The following is an 18,021-nucleotide window of genomic DNA, read 5'->3' as shown; positions in this document are numbered from 1 at the left end:
GCTATGAACCCGGTAAGACTATTAGGGGCAGGTGCATTGGCAGTCGCCACCACTTTTGCCCTGATCTTCACCATGCATGCGCTGATCGAAGCAAACATGAAGGCTCCCGATGATGAAGAGCCAATCAAGGTTGCCGACGTCGTCATGCCGGATACCCAGATCGAAACCCAATACGACACCAGCAAGCCGGATAAGCCCGACGAGCCGGAGCAGCCGCCGCCCGATATGCCGGAGCCGGAGTTTGACCAGCCGGACGTAGACAATGCCCTGAACATGTCTGCACCAGCGGCAAACGCCAACCTGAAGGTGGGTGGCATCGGTGGCTTCGCTTCTGAAGGTGACTACCTGCCGATCGTAAAGGTGCAGCCTCAGTACCCGCGTCGCGCGCTTCAGCGTGGCATTGAGGGCTGGGTGGTTGTCGAGTACACGGTAACCAAGAACGGTTCAGTACGTGATCCACGTGTTGTGGAAGCTTTCACCCTGGACGGTAAACCCACCACTATTTTCAATAGTGCTGCGGTTAAGTCTGCGCTGAAGTACAAGTACAAGCCGCGGGTTGTTGATGGCGAGCCGATTGAAGTACCTGGTGTAAAAACCAAAATCAGCTTCAACCTGGCCAAGAACTAATAGGGGACGCATATGAATATGACGACCGTGACAAAGAGCCTTTCCCGGCTTGTCCTGCGCACGTCCGTAGCGCTGCCCCTGGTCCTGGCGCCGGCGGTTAGCGTAACCGTGCTCGAGGCTGTGGGTGTGTCTGCGTCTTTCGCCCAGGCGGAAGCGCAGAGCGAGAAGAAAACTCGCAAGACCCCGGCGATGCGCGAGAGCGCGTTCAAGTACCTGGGCAAGGCTCAGGAAGCGGCGGACGCGCAGAACTGGACGGCAGCTCTGGCCGCCCTGCGTGAGATGGAAGCGGGTAAGTCCAAGCTGAACGGTTACGAAACCGCGCAGATGTACTACTTCTACGGCTTTGTTTACTACAGCATGGAGAAGTACCCGCAGGCGATTTCCTACTACAAAAAAGTGCTGGAGCAGGGTGAAGAAAACCTGCCGGTAGCGCTGGAAGTAGGTACCTTGCTGACCATTGCCCAGCTGTACTTCGTAACCGAGGACTACAAGCAGGCAATCAGCTATCTGAACCGCTGGTTCAACGTAGCGGATAACGTCAACGCGGACTCCTACGCACTGCGCTCCCAGGCTTACTACCAGCTGGGTGACAATGCCAAGGCGCTGTCTGATATCAATCAGGCGGTGTCCATGTACAAAAAAGAAGGCAAGGTGCCCAAGGAAAACTGGTACGGCCTGCAGCGTTTCTTGTACTACGACAAGAACGACTACAAGCAGGTGACCAATATCCTGGAAGAGCTGGTCAAGCACTACCCGAAAGGGGAGTACTACAAGCAGCTGGCGGGCATGTATGGTGAGCTGAAGCGTGAAGACGATATGCTTCACATGATGGAGGCTGCCTACCTTGCTGGTGCCCTGCAGAAAGAGAAAGAGCTGTTGAACATGGCTTACCTCTTCATGGGTGCCGAGATGCCGTACAAGGGCGCCAAGGTAATCGACAAAGGTATGCGCGAGAAGAAAATCAAGCGTACCTCCAAGAACCTTGAAACCCTGGCTCAGGCCTACCAGATGGCTCAGGAGCTGCAAAAGTCTATTCCGGAGCTGGAAGCGGCGGCGAGCTTGTCTGACAAGGGTGATATCTACTCGCGCTTAGCGGGTATTTACCTGGATCTGGACAAGAATCAGCAAGCACTGGACATGGGTGCTAAAGCGCTGAAGAAGGGCAATATCAAGCGCCCGGACCAGCTCTATGTTGTGCTGGGTATGGCTAACGCCAACTTGAAGAAGTACGACGCTTCCCTGACCAACTTCAAGAAAGCTTTGAAAGACAAGCGTTCCGAGAAGTTTGCCAAGCAATGGATTACTTTCGTAGAGAAAGAGCAGGAGCGGGAAAAACAGCTGGCTATGTAATACTTGTTACATGCCGGAGGTTTTCTCCGACCGAAAAGGCCGCACTTTGTGCGGCCTTTTTTTATGCGTCTAACTAACAAGAGGCGCTGGCTAAAAGACTTGGATTAAGAGACCCGGACTAAGAGGCGCCGGCGTATTTTGTGACAATAAATGCGAATTATTTGCAATATCGTCAGATTCAACTAAACCTATAAATAGCTGATCAGCTTTTTCCATCGCCGCGCCTGTCGTGATTTGGCGCTGCACTTTAAACAACACCCGAAAATAAAAAGGAGAGGTGTTATGGAACTGGCTTATCCGCTTAATTCAACGTCCCTTCAATCGATACCGATTCGTTCTGCGATCAAGTCAATCGTCTTGCTGCGTAACGGCGCTATGGCCCTGGGGGTTACTGGCCTATTGCTGTTCGGCATGTCGCAGCTGATTGCTACCGACCTGCAAGAACCACCGGTAGAGGAATCGCCAACAATCGCGCCGATTCACTTGCCGGAGCTGAAGCCGACCGTTATTCGCGAAACGCGTGTGGCCAAGCCCCAGGAGTTACCACCGCCGATAACACCAACCACGGTTGAGCACACGCTAGATCCGGGCGATATGCCGATCATTTTTCAGCCGCCAACAACAACCGGCACAAAAGTCGATACTTCCATTGTGACTGCGAACCCGATGCCAATCTACAAGCCTGCGCCGCGTTATCCGCGCAGAGCGATGGCAAAAGGGGTTGAGGGCTATGTCGTAGTGGAGTTCACCATTAGCAAAAATGGCTCGGTGAAAAATCCATCTGTAGTCGGAGGCTACGATGCCTCGGGGGCGCCAACGGATGTGTTCAATCAATCCGCGCTAAGGGCCGTAGAGCGATTCAAATATCGCCCTACGGTAGTGGATGGTAAACCGGTGGAAAAACACGGTGTTCGCAACCGAATCTCGTACAAGCTTGCGAACTAACCTAACGGAGTGACAAAAGAACCTCCCGCTACGCTGGTAGCGGGAGGTTGCGCTGACTCTTGAACCGACTGTGCGGTTAACGCTTCAGTAGTTTTACCATCGCCTGCCCAACGCCGCCGGCGGATGCGGGGTTTTGCCCGGTAACCAGGCGTTCCTGCACCAATATATTTTCGCCCCAGGGCTCCACCTCTTGGAATTGCCCTGCCTTGCTGCTGATCGCATCCTGTAACACAAATGGAATCTGGTCGATAGTGCCGAATTGTTCCTCTTCACGGCGGGTAAAGCAGGTAACCGTTTTATCGCGCATGATGTTGCTGCCGTTGGCCAGGGTCACTTCCAGCAAGCCTGCGGGTCCGTGGCAAACGGCTCCTACTACCGCACCACCGTCATAACGGGCTGCGGTAATTGCGGCTGCCGCCTTGTCGTGAGCGAGGTCGTTAAGCAAGCCAAAACCACCCGGATAGAAGATACCCTGGTAGTCGTCTGCGTTGACGTCCGCCAGCCGCTTGGTATTGGCCATTGCTGACAACAGGCCGCCATCGGCCAGCATGGTTTTGTTCACCGGGTCATCGATGTCAGTGCCATAGACAGGCGCATCCCCACCATGGATAGACGCGAGATCGTAGGAGAAGCCCGCGTCGTTAAACTCGCGCAGCGCATGGGTGAGTTCTGGCGCGTAGGTGCCGTTATCTTCCGTATCACCTAATTTCGCACTGTTGGTCACAATCACCAGGATTTTCGTCATCGTTTTCACTCCTCTGTTGGAATGGGCACATACTAGGCTTTTCACTGATGTGGGATAATCCTGCAAATTTGAAAATCTTTATTGCTGAGGTGCAACAATGGCGCAGTTGGATGGCCTGCCGGAGTTTCTTGCGGTGGCAGAGACTCAGGGGTTCTCTTCGGCCGCACGCCAGCTGGGCGTCTCTACTTCGCACGTGTCGCGCAGGATCAAGGGGCTAGAGGCGCGACTCGGTGTGTCACTGGTAGCGCGCAGTACCCGAATTGTCCGCCTGACCGAAGCCGGCCAGCAGTATTACCAAGAGTGCCGCGATCTGATGAACGGTCTCGAGGCCGTGGAAGAGCAGATTGGGCGTGAGCGTGGCGCTCTCGAGGGGCGTTTGCGTGTGTCTGCGGCCGGTGAGTTTGCCGAACGTTACGTGGCACCAGCGCTTATGCGATTTGCGTTAGTGCACCCCGCGTTGCAGGTGGAGATCGACTTCAATAGCCGGCTGGTGAACTTCGTTGAAGAGGGGTTTGATCTGGCTGTGCGTTACGGCGATATGCAGGACTCACAACTCATCGCCCGCCCTCTGGTTGCGCGCGCTTTAGTGTGCATGGCCAGTCCGGAATATTTGGCGACCCACGGCACACCGCAACGACCGCAGGACCTGGCTTACCATCACTGCATCATTGCCAACAGTGATCGCTGGCGTTTTCGTGAGGACACTGGAGACACCGAGGTGCGTGTTTCGGGGCGCTGGCGCTCCAATAGTGGGCGCAGCGTGGTGGCCGCCTGCCAGGCCGGGCTGGGTATCGCCTATTTGCCCGGTTCGAGTTTTGGCGACGCCGCGCATGATGGCACCCTGAAGCCGCTGCTGGAGGGTTACTGGGCGCAGGGTCCCAATACCTGGCTGGTATACCGCGATCATCGACACCTGTCTGTGCGGGTGCGTGCCGCGATCGATTTTTTGTTGGAAACGTTTGCGGACTGGCGAGAGGAAGAGAGCGTGAAACCAGCCGGTTGAGGTGAAGAATAAAAAGGGGCGCAGTGCGCCCCTTTTTATTTACGTTGTCATTCAGTTTCCGTTTGCTGCGCTCAGTCGATTTCGCGTACCGCACCCTTGTCGGCACTGGTGGCCAGCAGCGCATAGGCTTTCAGTGCACGGCTAACCTTACGCGGACGTTGCTGCACGGGTTTCCAGCCCTGTGCGCCTTTGGCGCTCATGGCCTCGCGACGGCGGTGCAATTCCGCTTCCGGAATATCTACTTCAATCAAGCGCTTTGGAATATCGATGCGTACCAGGTCGCCATCCTGGACCAGCCCGATATTGCCGCCACCCGCCGCTTCCGGGGAAACATGGCCGATCGATAGGCCGGAAGTGCCGCCGGAAAAGCGGCCATCGGTAATCAGGGCGCAGGATTTACCGAGCCCCTTGGATTTCAGGTAGCTGGTGGGATACAACATCTCCTGCATGCCCGGGCCTCCTTTTGGGCCCTCATAGCGCACGATTACCGCTTCGCCTTCTTTGACCTTGCCTTCCAGAATATGTGCGACCGCATCTTCCTGGCTTTCCACCACGTGCGCGGGACCTTCAAACTGCCACAGTTCCTCTTCCACGCCGGAAGTCTTTACTACGCAGCCATCCGGGGCGAGGTTGCCGAAAAGTACGGCGAGGCCGCCTTCGGATGAGTAGGCGTGTTCGACAGAACGGATACAGCCCTGTTCGCGGTCGCCGTCCAGGTTGTTCCAGCGGCAATCCTGACTGAACGCTTGCTGAGTCGGGATACCAGCCGGGCCTGCACGGAAGAACTTGTGTACATCCGGGTTATCGGTGCGTCGGATGTCCCACTCTTCCAGGGCGTGCCTGAAGGATTTGCTGTGTACGGTAGGCAGGCTGGCATCAATCAATCCGCCGGCTTCCAGTTCGCCGAGAATCGACATGACGCCACCGGCGCGGTGCACGTCTTCGATATGGTACTTCTGTGTGTTGGGGGCCACTTTACACAGCTGCGGGATCTTGCGGGACAGGCGATCGATGTCTGCCAAGGTAAAGTCGACCTCGCCTTCCAGCGCCGCAGCCAACAGGTGCAAAATGGTGTTGGTGGAACCGCCCATGGCGATGTCCAGGGCCATTGCATTGGTAAATGCCGAGCGATTGGCAATGGTGCGTGGCAGAGCGGATTCGTCGTCCTGCTCGTAGTAGCGTTTGGCCAGACTGACGATCTCGCGGCCGGCGCGCAGGAACAGCTGCTCGCGGTCGGCGTGGGTGGCGAGCGTGGTGCCATTACCGGGCAGGGACAGGCCGAGGGCCTCGGTCAGGCAGTTCATGGAGTTGGCGGTAAACATGCCGGAGCAGGAACCGCAGGTAGGACAGGCCGAGCGCTCATACTCGGCAACTTCCTCATCGGTGGCGGAATCGGTGGCTGCGATGACCATCGCATCCACAAGATCGAGCTTGTGGTCGGCGAGCTTGGTTTTACCGGCTTCCATCGGGCCGCCGGAGACGAATATCACCGGAATGTTCAGGCGCATCGCCGCCATCAGCATCCCCGGGGTGATTTTGTCGCAGTTTGAGATACACACCAGTGCGTCGGCACAGTGTGCGTTGACCATGTACTCCACGGAGTCGGCGATGATTTCGCGGCTGGGCAAGCTGTAGAGCATGCCATCGTGGCCCATGGCGATACCGTCATCCACCGCAATGGTATTGAATTCCTTGGCGACACCGCCGGCTTTCTCAATTTCTCGCGCGACGAGTTGCCCCATATCCTTCAAGTGTACGTGCCCGGGCACAAACTGGGTGAAGGAGTTGGCCACGGCAATAATGGGTTTGTGGAAATCTTCATCCTTCATGCCGGTGGCGCGCCACAGGGCGCGGGCGCCGGCCATATTGCGGCCAGCGGTGGAGGTGCGTGAGCGGTACTGAGGCATAGCGGTACTTTTAGGTGACGGTTAAACGTGATCGTTTGTGGATAGGTTGCGTTCGGCGCGGGCAGGGCTGGCGTGCCCGGCAGCGCCACAGATTAGCAAAATGAAAGGCGTTGTGCGCGGTTGGTAAAAACGCGCCAAACGGGCGAAAGAGCTATCCGTTTAAGCTCGATCAGCAGGCAAATTTATTGCGCACCGAGGCGCTTACATAAGACGCGTGAATTTCGCTGTATGTTGTACAGCGATTTACGACTGGTGGGCAGCTGGGAAACGTCCACTTGGGTAAACCCGCGCTCGATGAACCAGTGCTCGGTTTGCGTAGTGAGTACGTAGATTTCCGACAGATCCAGTGCGCGGGCCTGTCGCTCGAGATGCTGCATTAATTTGGCACCGCGGCCACCACCTCGAAACTCCGGGTGAATGGCCACGCAAGCGACTTCTGCGGCGATGGTGTCACCCTCGTCGTCGAGGATGGGATACAGCGCGGCGCAAGCCACCGGGGTACCGTCCACCTCCACGAGGGTGAAATGGTCGATCTCCGCTTCCAGCTTTTCTCGCGAACGCCGCACCAGTACCCCCTGTTTTTCCAGTGGGCGGATCAGTCCGAGAATACCGCCGACGTCGTGAATACGTGCCCGCCGGATCACCTCGTAACTGTCGCGGTAAATCATGGTCCCGGTACCCTCGCGGCTGAACAGCTCCTGCAGTAAGGCACCGTTGTCGGCATAACTCAGCAGGTGGACCCGCTGTGTGCCGGCGCTGCATGCAGCAATTGCGCAGGTGAGGGTTTCGCTGCTGGCTTTTCCCGCGACATCCTCGGCCTGATGAATGCTGAGCTCGTGTACCGGCGCACCCTCAATTTCCAGTTGTGGCAGGTCGCGGAACAGGATCAGCTTTTCCGCCTGTAGGGCCTTGGCGGCCTCGGCGGCGAGGTCCAGATAGTTCAGGTTAAACAGCTCACCGGTGAGAGATGTGCCGAAGGGGGAGAGCAGTACCAGGGAATTGTCCTGGAGTGCACGCCCGATGGCCTGCTCATCGATACGCCGGACCTGTCCGGTCCAGCGCATGTCGGTGCCATCAATTACTCCTACCGGACGCGCGGTGACAAAGTTTCCGGAAATGACTTTGAGCGCGGCACCTGCCATGGGCGAATCGGGCAGACCCTGGGAAAAAGCGGCCTCGATTTCGAGTCGCAGTTTGCCGACGGCGGCTTTGATAACCTCGAGGGTTTCGCGGTCGGTTATGCGTGTATTACCCAGAAAGCGACTTTCGATCCCGGCTTTTTTCAACGCACTATTTACCTGGACACGTGCGCCGTGCACTAGTACCAGTTTTACCCCGAGGCTGATCAGCAGCGTGAGGTCATGCACCAGATTGCGAAAATTCTCGTCGGCGAACCCTTCGCCGGGAATTGCGACCACCAGGGTTCGTCCGCGCAAGTCATTGATATAGGGCGCGGCGTTTCTGAACCAGTTGAGGGTGGTGGTTTCGGTGTTCACGTTTGTTGGTTGTCAGCGGTTAAGTGGGTATCGGGCACAATATACCGCATTTTCTGCATCTATATCGTTTGGCATGCTACAGGCAGAACCTTCCGATCATCCCTTTCAGTGTCTCCAGCATCGGGTCGATACGTTCCAGGCCAAGATACTCATCCGGCTGGTGGGCCTGGTCGATATCGCCGGGGCCAAGCACAATGGTCTGCATGCCGAGCTGCTGTAAAAAGGGCGCCTCGGTGGCAAACGCCACACTTTCCGAACTGTGGCCAGTGAGCTGTTCGGCGATCTTGACGAGTTCAGAATCGGCGGGCTCTTCAAATGCGTCGACACCGCCGATCAGTGAGTCCATTTGCAGCTGGATTTTTTCGTCCGTCATCGCATCTTTGAGGCGCTGGTGCAGCTCGCCGCGCAGTGCGTCCATGGACATGCCCGGCAGGGGGCGCAAGTCGAACTGCAATTCGGTGTGCCCGCAAATTCGATTCGGGTTGTCGCCGCCGTGAATACAGCCCAAGTTGAGCGTCGGGACCTCCACCGCAAACCCCGGGTTCTGGTAGCGCTGTTGCATCTCGTTGCGGAACTTGATTACTTCCCCCATCGCCGTGTGCATGGCTTCGAGTGCGCTGGCCCCATAGGCCGGGTTGGAGGAGTGACCGGCCTGGCCGGTGATGCGCAGCCGCTCCATCATCATGCCCTTGTGCATGCGAATGGGTTTGAGGCCGGTGGGCTCGCCGACAATCGCGTAGCGCGCCTTGGGTAGGCCCGCCTTTACCAGCGCGCGGGCGCCGGCCATGGAGGTTTCCTCATCCGCGGTGGCGAGAATAATCAGTGGCTGTTGTAGCGGTTTGTCGATAAAGGCCTTGGCGGCTTCGATCGCCAGCGGGAAAAACCCTTTCATATCGGTGCTGCCGAGACCGTAAAAACGGTTGTCGCGCTCGTGCAGCTGGAATGGGTCCGACTGCCAGCGGTTGTCGTCGTATGGCACGGTATCGGTATGACCGGCGAGGACCAGCCCGCCGTCTCCCTGTCCGAGGGTGGCGATCAGGTTGGCTTTATGGGGCTGGTCTTCCAGCGGCATGATTTCAACGGCGAAGCCGAGTGTTTCCAGCCAGGCCGCCAGCAGGTCGATCACGCCGCGATTGCCCATGTCGAGTTTGGGGTTGGTGGCGCTGACACTGGGACTGGCAACCAACTGCTGCAGCTGGCTGTGTAAATTCGGCAGCGAGCGGATACTCATGGTGGCCTTCCTTGTGCGTTATCTGGGGTGCGTCCTGGTGTATTTATTTGGCCCCGGTGTTTTTTCCGCTGACACGCGAGGTTCTTTCAGCGTAACAGGTTTGCCGCGCAGACGGTGACTTGTCTGAAATTGCATAAACTGCTCTTAGGTACCTTGCCTGGTGTTGTCGCACCGGGCGACAGAAATGTGGTTATGCACAGGGCAGCAGTTTCGTGGGTCAGGGTGTGGATTCAGAGAGTGTGGATAAACTTGGGCTCGTCGCTTTGGCAAAGCTTTGTGCCCGCTTAGCGCGGGTGCGCAGTTTCAGTTTCAATGCGAGCAACGGTCCGGGCTCGGCCACCAACTGGCGTGGCCATGGGCGCGGGGATGTTGCTGTGGAAAACTTTGGCGCACACACCGTGTTCACCGAGCAGGCGAAATTTACCGATGTCGATGGGCACAAGGTCGCGCTCAACAATTGTTACCGGTGGACTCGCTGCGTTGATTTTGTGCGGCTGGAGCATGTGCAGGGCGACCAGTCGATGCTGCTGTTTAATTTCGTGCCGCTTACTGCGCATGGGTTTCGTCATCAAAACGCACACCAGTGTGGTGCGGATACCTACACCGCCGATTTGATTTTGCACACAGATGAAATTGAGCTGATCTGGCAAATTCATGGGCCGCAAAAGAATGAGCGGCTGCACTACCATTACTGGTGAGCTGTCAGGTAGTGCTCCTTGTCCGTTAGTCACGCGGGCCCATATGGGGCCCACGCTACCGCTTATACGGCGATTTGGCCGCGCAGGTAGGTCACCGCATGGCCACGCATAATTACCCGGTCACCGATCAGTTCACAGTCCAGCTCCCCGCCGCGTGCTGAAATCTGTTTTGCACTCAATGTCGTTTTATCGAGCTTTTGCGCCCAAAAAGGCACCAGTCGCGTGTGTGCGGAACCGGTCACCGGGTCTTCATCGATACCAATGGCCGGTGCGAAAAAGCGGCTAACGAAGTCGCAAGCATAGCTGTCGCCAGGGGCGGTACAGATCAGGCCTTTATAAGGGAGCTGGGCAACTGCGCGCATATCCGGGGATAGCGCGGCGACCTGCTTAGCCGCAGTGAATTCCAGCAGCAACTGGTCATTGGAGCCGGCAACCTCGAAGGCGTTGGTCGGGCTTACGCCAAGTGCCTGGGTGAACGCATCGCTCAGTGAGATGGGTTGATTTATCTGGGCAGGAAAATCGAGTGCCAAACGTTCGCCATCCCGGCGCACGATCAATTCGCCGCTTTGCGTGAAGAAATGAATCGCATCATCGGTGAAGCCCAGTTCTGTCCATAGCAGGTGGGCGGTGACCAGAGTGGCGTGACCGCACAGGGGTACTTCCTCTCCTGGTGTGAACCAGCGCAGCTCAAAGCCGTTGCCGGCCGGGACGGTGAAGGCAGTTTCGGCGAGATTATTTTCTGCGGCGATCTGCTGCATCAGCTGGTCATCGAGCCAGCGGGTGAGCGGGACGTACGCGGCAGGATTGCCTTGGAAGAGCTTCGAGGTAAAGGCGTCGGCCTGATAGATGGGCAGTTGCATGGGGCGCTGCATAGAGGGATCCTTCTCACATTGCGAGCACAAAAAAGGGGGAGCCAATTGGCTCCCCCTTTTTTATCAGACGTTACCGGTAAATTCTATTACCCGTCGGCTTTTGCGAACTGCTCGCTATCAGCCGAATACGCCTTTGAAGAAGAAGAAGAACAGGATCGCCAGGCCGGCACCCGCCGGCAGGGTGATTACCCAGGAGGCGGCGATGGTGGTGATCATGCGCAGGTTCAGTGCGCCAATGCCGCGCGCCAGGCCAACCCCGAGTACCGCTCCCACAAGGGTGTGGGTGGTGGAAATGGGCAGGCCGGTACCGGAAGCAAGTACCACGGTGGCAGCTGCACCCAGTTCGGCGGCGAAGCCGCGGCTCGGGGTCAGCTCGGTGATCTTGCGGCCAATGGTCGCCATTACCTTGAAGCCGTACGTAGCGAGGCCGACCACGATACCGGCACCACCCAGCAGCAGGATCCACGGCGGCATCACCGCCTTTGCAGTTACCGCGCCTTGCTGAACCGTGTTCACGACCGCGGCCAGAGGGCCAACGGCGTTGGCCACGTCGTTGGAGCCGTGGGCAAACGCCATGGCACAGGCGGTGAAGATCATCAGGATGGCGAAGACGCGCTCAACACTGGCAAAGCGGTTGTCCTTCTCGGCTTGCGGGTCGCGCTTCACGCGCTTCAGCATGACCACACCAATACCCATTACGATGAGGCCCATAACCGCGGCGATCAGGGCATCCTGCCAGAACGCCAGGCTGATATTCGCATCTTTGAATACGTGCTTGAGCCCCTTGGTGAGGGTCACCATGGAGATCATCCAGCCCACCGCAAACATGTAGATGGGGATATAGCGCTTGGCGTTGTTGAATGGGTCTTCGGTATTGAGGATCAGACGCTGCACGCTGCGGAACAGCATGAAGGAAATGGTGCCCGCCAGTACCGGGGAAACTACCCAGCTGGCAACAATGCTGCCCACTTTGCCCCAGGCCACTGCATCCACCGAGATACCCACCGCGGAGAAGCCGACGATGGCGCCGACAATGGAGTGGGTAGTGGAAACCGGCCAGCCCAGGATACTGGCGATCAGCAGCCAGGTGCCGGCGGCCAGCAGTGCGGAGAGCATGCCGTACACCAGCAGTTCCGGGGTGTCGTTAAACAGGTCCGGGGCGATGATTCCCTTGCGAATCGTCGAGGTTACTTCGCCGCCGGCTAAATAGGCACCGGCGAATTCGAAGATCATGGCGATGATGATCGCCTGTTTGATGGTCAGCGCGCGGGAGCCTACGGAGGTGCCCATGGCGTTGGCCACGTCGTTTGCGCCCACACCCCAGGCCATGAAAAATCCGAATACACAGGCCATGATCAGAAAGATATGGCCGTATTGAGCGATAATTTCCACGTTTTCTCTCCCCGTTATCGCGCCAGCAACAGCTGCAATCGGTTGCCCACGCCGTGGGCTTCATCTGCCAGCTCGCCAACTTCCTCGATCACCCGATACAGGAAAATCACGTCCACCGGCGGCAGGTCTTTTTCAATGGCGAACAGTGCAGCGCGCACTTCTACTTCTAATTTGTCGGACTTGCGCTCGAGCTCATCCAGCTCTTCGATCATACGCTGGGCAATGTCGACTTCGCGACCGGAAAAGCCGGATTCCAGCAGCTCATCCAGTTCGTTGATGGCGGTCAGGGCCTGGGCGGATGCGGCCACAGCACTTTCGACGAAGGTGCACATCAAAGGCTTCAGTGGCGTGGGAATCTGCATTTGGCGGCCTAAAGCGAGGCCGGCGATGTCCTGAGCGGTGTTGGCCACCTTGTCCTGCACGTGCAGTAGTTCCAGCAGGTCGGTACGGGATACCGGCATAAACAGGCTGTCGGGCAAGTGCAGGCGCAGGTCTCTCTTGATGTCATCGGCGCGGCTCTCACTGGCGGAGATGCGCTCCTGGACAGTTTTGGCGGCAGCCAAGTCCTCATTGACGAGGGCTTCAAAGAAGGGCACCAAATCCGCTGACGCCTCGTGGGCGGTCGCCATATGTTCTTTGATCGGTTTGATCGGCGAGCGACCGAACAAATTGCCGATGTTGGACAAGGGCATGGTTCGTTCCTTTTTCCAGTCCTGACAGTAGGTTTAACGGCCCAGAAGGGGCCTTATCCGGCGGCATGGTACCCCAACCTGTGCGCAGGGCACAGTGACGTGATGGTTTCCGTAGTAATTCGACCAACCTGCGCACTGTTGCGGCTCGCCAATAGAGCTACAATGCGCCTTCTAACAATAAGCGTAGACGGGTGACAAGGTATGGCTGCAGGCGCTGGAGTAAGAGGTGCAGACCGGATTCTCGACTTGCCAGGGTTGCTGGAGGACCTGGTAGTTGACGGGTATGTGGCGCGTATGGATGCCAACCGACTGATCGGCACCCCGCGCACCGCCGAACAGGCACAGATGCACCCACTGACCTATATCGCCAGTTGCGAACTGGAAAACCAGAAGAAACCCGGGCGCACCCTGGATGCGCAGGTACTGACCCAGTGGCTCGCAGATACCTCCTCCCACGGTCTCTACCATATCGATCCGCTCAAGGTGAATGTGGCAGCGGTGACCGAAGTCATGAGCTTCCAGTTTGCCAAACGCCACCAGATTCTGTGTGTGGAGGCGAGCCCGGAGATGCTGCTGGTAGCCACCGCGCAGCCGTACACCTCCGGCTGGGAGGAGCAGTTGGAGCACACCAGCGGCCGCACGGTGCAGCGGGTGGTGGCCGATCCGGCGGATATCCTGCGCTATGGTACCGAGTTTTACTCCCTGGCCAATTCGATTTCCGGTGCCAGCGGCCTCAAGGGCAGCTCCGCAGCGGGTAACTTCGAGCAGCTGCTGGAACTGGGTAACCTCAAGGACCCCGAAGCGAACGACCAGCACATCGTCAATATCGTGGACTGGCTGCTGCAGCACGCCTTCGATCAGCGCGCCAGTGATATCCACATTGAGCCCCGTCGCGGCATTGGCCGCATCCGCTTTCGTATCGACGGTGTGCTGCACCCGATCCACGAGCTGCCCGATCAGGTCAACGCGGCGGTGACCAGCCGCCTCAAGATTCTCGGGCGCATGAATGTAGCGGAGAAGCGCAAGCCTCAGGATGGCCGCATCAAGACCAAGCGCCCGGATGGCAGCGAGGTAGAGTTGCGTCTGTCGACCCTGCCCACGGCATTCGGCGAAAAGTTGGTCATGCGGATCTTTGATCCGGAGGTACTGGCGCGCTCCTATCACGACCTGGGCCTCGCCGGTGACGACCTGGCGCGCTGGCAAAAAATGCTCGGCCGCCCCAACGGCATCGTGCTGGTGACCGGCCCCACCGGCTCCGGTAAGACCACGACACTGTACACCGCACTCAAGCAGCTGGCTTCCAGCGAGGTGAACGTCTCGACCATCGAAGATCCTATCGAAATGGTGGAAGACAGCTTCAACCAGACCCAGGTGCACCACAGCATCGGCCTGGATTTTGCCGCCGGTATCCGCACCCTGATGCGTCAGGACCCGGACATCATCATGGTGGGTGAGATTCGCGACCTGGAAACCGCGCAGATGGCGGTGCAGGCGGCGTTGACTGGCCACCTGGTGATTTCCACCCTGCACACCAATGACGCGCCCACCGCGGTGACCCGTCTGCTGGACCTGGGATTACCCCACTACCTGCTGAAATCCACCGTGCTAGGGGTGATGGCCCAGCGCCTGGTGCGCACCCTGTGCCCCAGCTGCAAGCGCAAGGCGGAGGTTAGTGATGAAGACTGGCAGGCGCTGGTGAAGCCCTGGAAAGCGCCCAAGCCCGAAGTGGTGTATCAGCCGGAGGGGTGCCTGGACTGTCGCAATACCGGCTACCGCGGGCGCCAGGGGATCTACGAAATCCTTCCGTTTAGTGAGGCGATTCAGGGGCTGGTTACCGCCGATAGCGACCTACAGCAGGTGCGTCGCCAGGGAATGCGCGAGGGGATGAGCAGCCTGCGACTCTCTGGGGCAAAGAAAGTCGCCGCCGGTATTACTACCGTACAGGAAGTGTTGCGGGTGGCGCCGCCACCGGATATCGCATTCTAAACGCCCGCCTCCCAATCCGGTCGGGCCCTCGCGCCCGGCCGCACACTTATACTTGAATCAGTTTTTTCGCGCAAAAGGACCCTGCCGTGTATCACTTCCCCGAATCGATCTGCCCCGCACCGCTGCAAGCCCGGCTGCAGTCGCAGTGGCAAAGCTGGTGTGAGCAGGTGGGGGAGGCCGAGGTCGCTGCGCTGGAAGCGCAGTTGCAAGCGGATGCATCGCTGCCCTTGTTGGTGGCGAGAGGGCTGCTTGGGTCTGATTTTCTTTTGCAGCAGTGCGCACGAACCCCTGGACTGCTCGGTGAATTGCTCGCGAGCGATGACCTGGGGCTGGCGCCGCCGGATCTTTCCACCCTGGAGAGCGATGAGGACCTGGAGCGCGCCCTGCGCCTGTTGCGCAACCGGGTGATTGCGGAGGCGATCTGGCGGGACTTTGCCGGGCAGTGGGATATTCCCACAGTCTGCGCCCGTTTGACCGAGCTGGCCGAGATTTGTATTCAGGCAGCGCTCGACTGGCACTGGCAGAAAATGGTCGAGCGCCACGGAGAGCCTCGCAGTCGCGACGGCCAGATTCAGCCGATGATTGTGCTGGGCATGGGTAAGCTGGGTGCGCGTGAGCTCAACCTGTCCTCAGATATCGATCTGATTTTTGCCTATCCGGAACCTGGGCAAAGTGGCGGTGACTCATCGGAGATTAAACCGCTGGAGAACCAGGCGTTTTTCCAGCGCCTCGGCCAGCGCCTGATTAAATCGCTGGATGCGGTAACTGCCGACGGTTTTGTGTTTCGTGTAGATATGCGCCTGCGGCCTTATGGCGACAGCGGCCCGCTGGTAAGTCACTTTGCTGCGCTGGAAGACTACTACCAGACCCAGGGGCGGGAGTGGGAACGCTACGCCATGATCAAGGCGCGGCCCGTGGCCTTTTCCAGCCTGGTGGGCGGGGCGCAGGCAGCGGAGGAATTAATGGAACTGCTGCGCCCATTTACCTACCGGCGCTATATCGACTTCAGTGTGATCGAAGCGCTGCGGGAAATGAAAACCCTGATCCAGCGGCAGGTACGCGCGCGCGGCCTGACCGATAACGTGAAGTTAGGGCGCGGCGGCATCCGCGAAGTGGAATTTATTGCCCAGGCTTTCCAGCTTATTCGCGGCGGCCGAGAGCCCGACCTGCGCGTGCGTAATATCCTGAAGGTCCTACCGCTGCTGGAGCAGGACGGGCATTTACCGCAGGGTGCGGCCGGTCAGTTGCGCGATGCCTACCTTTTGCTGCGTCGTGTAGAACACGCTTTGCAGGCAGAAAAAGACCAGCAGACCCAGACGATACCGGTAGAAAGTGAGCGGCGTGAGCAGCTGGCCTTTGCCCTGGGCTATGCCGGCTGGGAGTCGCTCGAGGAAGAGCTGCTGCTGGCGCAGACGGTGATCGAGCGTGAATTCGACCAGGTGATCGCGCCACCGGAAGAAAGCGATGAGATCTCCGAGAGCGATCGCTGGGAATTGCTTTGGAGTGGTTGCGAGCGCGACAGTGATCGCGACACTTGGTTGACCCAGTTGCAGGACGCAGGCTTCGAGCCGGCGGATAAAGCGCTGGAGGTCATTAGCGCATTGCACGGCGATCGCATTGTCTCGGCCTTGCCAGTGGCCGGGCGCCAGCGCCTGGATCAGACCATGCCGCTGCTGCTCGCTGCAGCCGCGGAAGTTGGCGAGCCCCTGCTGGCGCTGGAGCGCGTGCTGCCGCTGTTGCGCTCGATTCTGCGCCGCAGTGCCTATCTGGTGCTGATCAACGAAAATCCCCCGGTGCTACAGCAGCTGTTGCGCCTGTGCAGTGCCTCGCCGTGGATTGCCGATCAATTGGCGCGGCACCCGGTGTTGCTGGATGAAATGCTCGACCAGCGGCGCCTGTTGCAGCCATCGACGGCACAGGATATTGCCGATGAACTGCGCCAGCATATGCTGCGGGTAGATACGGGTGACCTTGAAGCGCAAATGGAAGCGCTGCGTCATTTCAAGCAGGGGCAGAGCCTGCGCATCGCGGCGCAGGAAGTTACCGGTGCCCTGCCGCTGATGCAGGTAAGTGACTCTCTTACCTGGCTGGCGGAAGCTATTTTGCAGCAGTCGTTGGTGCTGGCCTGGCAGCAGGTGACGGAGAAGCACGGTACGCCAAAGGGTGCCAGTGCTGACGATATGCGTTTTTCTATTGTGGCTTACGGCAAGCTCGGCGGTCTGGAGTTGGGACACGGGTCGGACCTGGATATTGTATTTGTACACGATGTCGATGGTGCTGGTTACACTGATGGCGAGCGCTCACTCGACGCGCAGAGCTTTTACACGCGCCTTGCCCAGCGCCTGATTCATATCTTGCAGACTCGTACACTGAGCGGCGCGCTGTACGAGGTAGACACACGCCTGCGCCCCTCTGGCAATTCGGGCCTGCTGGTAACCTCGCTGGCCGCATTTGAAAAGTACCAGCGTGAGAGTGCCTGGACCTGGGAGCATCAGGCGCTGGTGCGTACCCGGCCTGTGGCGGGCAGTGAGCGCCTCGGACAAGCTTTCGAAGCTCTGCGGACACAGTTGCTATGTGACGCGCGGGATGAGCAGAAATTGCGTGAAGAGGTGGTGGCTATGCGCAATAAGATGCGTGCACACCTCGATAAGAGCAATGATCGGCAATTCGATCTCAAGCACGGCTCTGGCGGTATTGTGGATATCGAATTTATGGTTCAATATGCCGCATTGGCCTGGGCGCAGCGCGCCCCATCAATCGTGCGATATACCGATAATATTCGCATCCTTGAAAGCCTCACTGAGGCGGGCCTGATGCCGGCCCATCAAGCCGCGCATTTGATCGACGCCTACAAAGCCTACCGATCTGAAGGTCATCGCCTGGCATTACAACAGCTGCCGGGGGTTGTATCCGGTGACCAATTCGAAGCGGAAAGAAAGACCGTTACAACAACTTGGCAGCAGATGCTGGGCTAAGCGAGTGAAGTCTCGCCAGGTTCCCTGTAGTTGTTCGCTGCCCGATTAAACTGTTTTTCATCAGGCTCTGTGCTGTAGGAGCCTGCCTGCAGGCGAATTGGC

The 18,021-nt window shown here is 58.3% G+C and carries 14 protein-coding genes; 7 read left to right on the top strand and 7 right to left on the bottom strand.

The genetic code is table 11. From position 1 onward, the window contains the following. The first annotated feature begins 3 nt into the window (after window positions 1-3). From LCM31_RS02940 to LCM31_RS02930, 3 genes are all read left to right on the top strand, one after another. Window positions 4-627 carry an energy transducer TonB gene (locus LCM31_RS02940; protein ID WP_224867410.1) on the top strand — a complete coding sequence of 208 codons (624 nt, stop codon included), beginning with the start codon at window positions 4-6 and terminating at the stop codon, window positions 625-627. Between the two features lie 12 nt (window positions 628-639). Continuing rightward, a complete protein-coding gene (locus tag LCM31_RS02935; protein WP_224867408.1) occupies window positions 640-1,977 on the top strand; it encodes a tetratricopeptide repeat protein in 1,338 nt (445 codons plus the stop codon). Window positions 1,978-2,259: 282 nt separating this feature from the next. Next, window positions 2,260-2,922 carry an energy transducer TonB gene (locus LCM31_RS02930; RefSeq protein ID WP_224867406.1) on the top strand — a complete coding sequence of 221 codons (663 nt, stop codon included), beginning with the start codon at window positions 2,260-2,262 and terminating at the stop codon, window positions 2,920-2,922. A 76-nt stretch (window positions 2,923-2,998) separates the two neighbouring features. Here LCM31_RS02930 and LCM31_RS02925 read toward each other — a convergent pair whose 3' ends face one another. Then, a complete protein-coding gene (locus LCM31_RS02925) occupies window positions 2,999-3,667 on the bottom strand; it encodes a type 1 glutamine amidotransferase domain-containing protein (protein WP_224867404.1) in 669 nt (222 codons plus the stop codon). Between the two features lie 97 nt (window positions 3,668-3,764). Between LCM31_RS02925 and LCM31_RS02920 the strand changes: the two genes are divergently transcribed. Further along, window positions 3,765-4,670 (top strand): LysR family transcriptional regulator, encoded by a 906-nt coding sequence (locus tag LCM31_RS02920; protein ID WP_224867402.1) that lies wholly within the window; start codon window positions 3,765-3,767, stop codon window positions 4,668-4,670. A 71-nt stretch (window positions 4,671-4,741) separates the two neighbouring features. Here LCM31_RS02920 and ilvD read toward each other — a convergent pair whose 3' ends face one another. The 3 genes from ilvD to argE all read right to left on the bottom strand — a co-directional run bounded on the left by ilvD (window position 4,742) and on the right by argE (window position 9,304). Then, entirely contained in the window at window positions 4,742-6,577 is a 1,836-nt protein-coding gene (ilvD, locus tag LCM31_RS02915) for a dihydroxy-acid dehydratase (protein ID WP_224867400.1), read from the bottom strand. A 182-nt stretch (window positions 6,578-6,759) separates the two neighbouring features. Beyond that, window positions 6,760-8,073: an amino-acid N-acetyltransferase gene (gene argA, locus LCM31_RS02910; protein WP_224867398.1), complete on the bottom strand. Its 1,314-nt coding sequence runs from the start codon at window positions 8,071-8,073 to the stop codon at window positions 6,760-6,762. Window positions 8,074-8,149: 76 nt separating this feature from the next. Next, on the bottom strand, window positions 8,150-9,304 hold the full coding sequence (gene argE / locus LCM31_RS02905; protein ID WP_224867396.1) for an acetylornithine deacetylase: 1,155 nt from the start codon (window positions 9,302-9,304) through the stop codon (window positions 8,150-8,152). Between the two features lie 239 nt (window positions 9,305-9,543). On the opposite strand from argE, the gene LCM31_RS02900 reads away from it, so the two are divergent. Next, window positions 9,544-10,002, top strand: coding sequence for a DUF6314 family protein (locus LCM31_RS02900; RefSeq protein WP_224867394.1), 459 nt, complete (start codon window positions 9,544-9,546; stop codon window positions 10,000-10,002). A gap of 62 nt (window positions 10,003-10,064) precedes the next feature. Here LCM31_RS02900 and LCM31_RS02895 read toward each other — a convergent pair whose 3' ends face one another. From LCM31_RS02895 to LCM31_RS02885, 3 genes are all read right to left on the bottom strand, one after another. Continuing rightward, window positions 10,065-10,874 carry a PhzF family phenazine biosynthesis protein gene (locus LCM31_RS02895; RefSeq protein WP_224867392.1) on the bottom strand — a complete coding sequence of 270 codons (810 nt, stop codon included), beginning with the start codon at window positions 10,872-10,874 and terminating at the stop codon, window positions 10,065-10,067. Between the two features lie 117 nt (window positions 10,875-10,991). Continuing rightward, window positions 10,992-12,266 (bottom strand): inorganic phosphate transporter, encoded by a 1,275-nt coding sequence (locus LCM31_RS02890; RefSeq protein ID WP_222229706.1) that lies wholly within the window; start codon window positions 12,264-12,266, stop codon window positions 10,992-10,994. A gap of 14 nt (window positions 12,267-12,280) precedes the next feature. Continuing rightward, entirely contained in the window at window positions 12,281-12,958 is a 678-nt protein-coding gene (locus LCM31_RS02885; protein ID WP_224867390.1) for a TIGR00153 family protein, read from the bottom strand. A gap of 201 nt (window positions 12,959-13,159) precedes the next feature. On the opposite strand from LCM31_RS02885, the gene LCM31_RS02880 reads away from it, so the two are divergent. Both LCM31_RS02880 and glnE read left to right on the top strand, forming a co-directional pair. Then, window positions 13,160-14,944, top strand: coding sequence for a GspE/PulE family protein (locus LCM31_RS02880; protein ID WP_224867388.1), 1,785 nt, complete (start codon window positions 13,160-13,162; stop codon window positions 14,942-14,944). Between the two features lie 86 nt (window positions 14,945-15,030). Next, window positions 15,031-17,919 carry a bifunctional [glutamate--ammonia ligase]-adenylyl-L-tyrosine phosphorylase/[glutamate--ammonia-ligase] adenylyltransferase gene (gene glnE, locus LCM31_RS02875; RefSeq protein ID WP_224867387.1) on the top strand — a complete coding sequence of 963 codons (2,889 nt, stop codon included), beginning with the start codon at window positions 15,031-15,033 and terminating at the stop codon, window positions 17,917-17,919. Window positions 17,920-18,021 lie beyond the last annotated feature (102 nt).

Source organism: Microbulbifer agarilyticus (genome assembly GCF_020171345.1).
In the GTDB taxonomy this organism is placed as follows: Bacteria; Pseudomonadota; Gammaproteobacteria; order Pseudomonadales; family Cellvibrionaceae; genus Microbulbifer; species Microbulbifer agarilyticus_D.
This window is presented reverse-complemented; position numbering and strand designations above follow the sequence as displayed.

Excerpts from the sequence above, each read along its gene's own strand:
- LCM31_RS02880 (WP_224867388.1), top strand. The coding sequence starts at position 13,160 with ATGGCTGCAGGCGCTGGAGTAAGAGGTGCAGACCGGATTCTCGACTTG.
- LCM31_RS02920 (WP_224867402.1), top strand. The coding sequence starts at position 3,765 with ATGGCGCAGTTGGATGGCCTGCCGGAGTTTCTTGCGGTGGCAGAGACT.
- LCM31_RS02925 (WP_224867404.1), bottom strand. The coding sequence starts at position 3,667 with ATGACGAAAATCCTGGTGATTGTGACCAACAGTGCGAAATTAGGTGAT.
- ilvD (WP_224867400.1), bottom strand. The coding sequence starts at position 6,577 with ATGCCTCAGTACCGCTCACGCACCTCCACCGCTGGCCGCAATATGGCC.
- LCM31_RS02940 (WP_224867410.1), top strand. The coding sequence starts at position 4 with ATGAACCCGGTAAGACTATTAGGGGCAGGTGCATTGGCAGTCGCCACC.
- LCM31_RS02895 (WP_224867392.1), bottom strand. The coding sequence starts at position 10,874 with ATGCAGCGCCCCATGCAACTGCCCATCTATCAGGCCGACGCCTTTACC.
- LCM31_RS02935 (WP_224867408.1), top strand. The coding sequence starts at position 640 with ATGAATATGACGACCGTGACAAAGAGCCTTTCCCGGCTTGTCCTGCGC.
- argE (WP_224867396.1), bottom strand. The coding sequence starts at position 9,304 with ATGAGTATCCGCTCGCTGCCGAATTTACACAGCCAGCTGCAGCAGTTG.
- LCM31_RS02930 (WP_224867406.1), top strand. The coding sequence starts at position 2,260 with ATGGAACTGGCTTATCCGCTTAATTCAACGTCCCTTCAATCGATACCG.
- LCM31_RS02885 (WP_224867390.1), bottom strand. The coding sequence starts at position 12,958 with ATGCCCTTGTCCAACATCGGCAATTTGTTCGGTCGCTCGCCGATCAAA.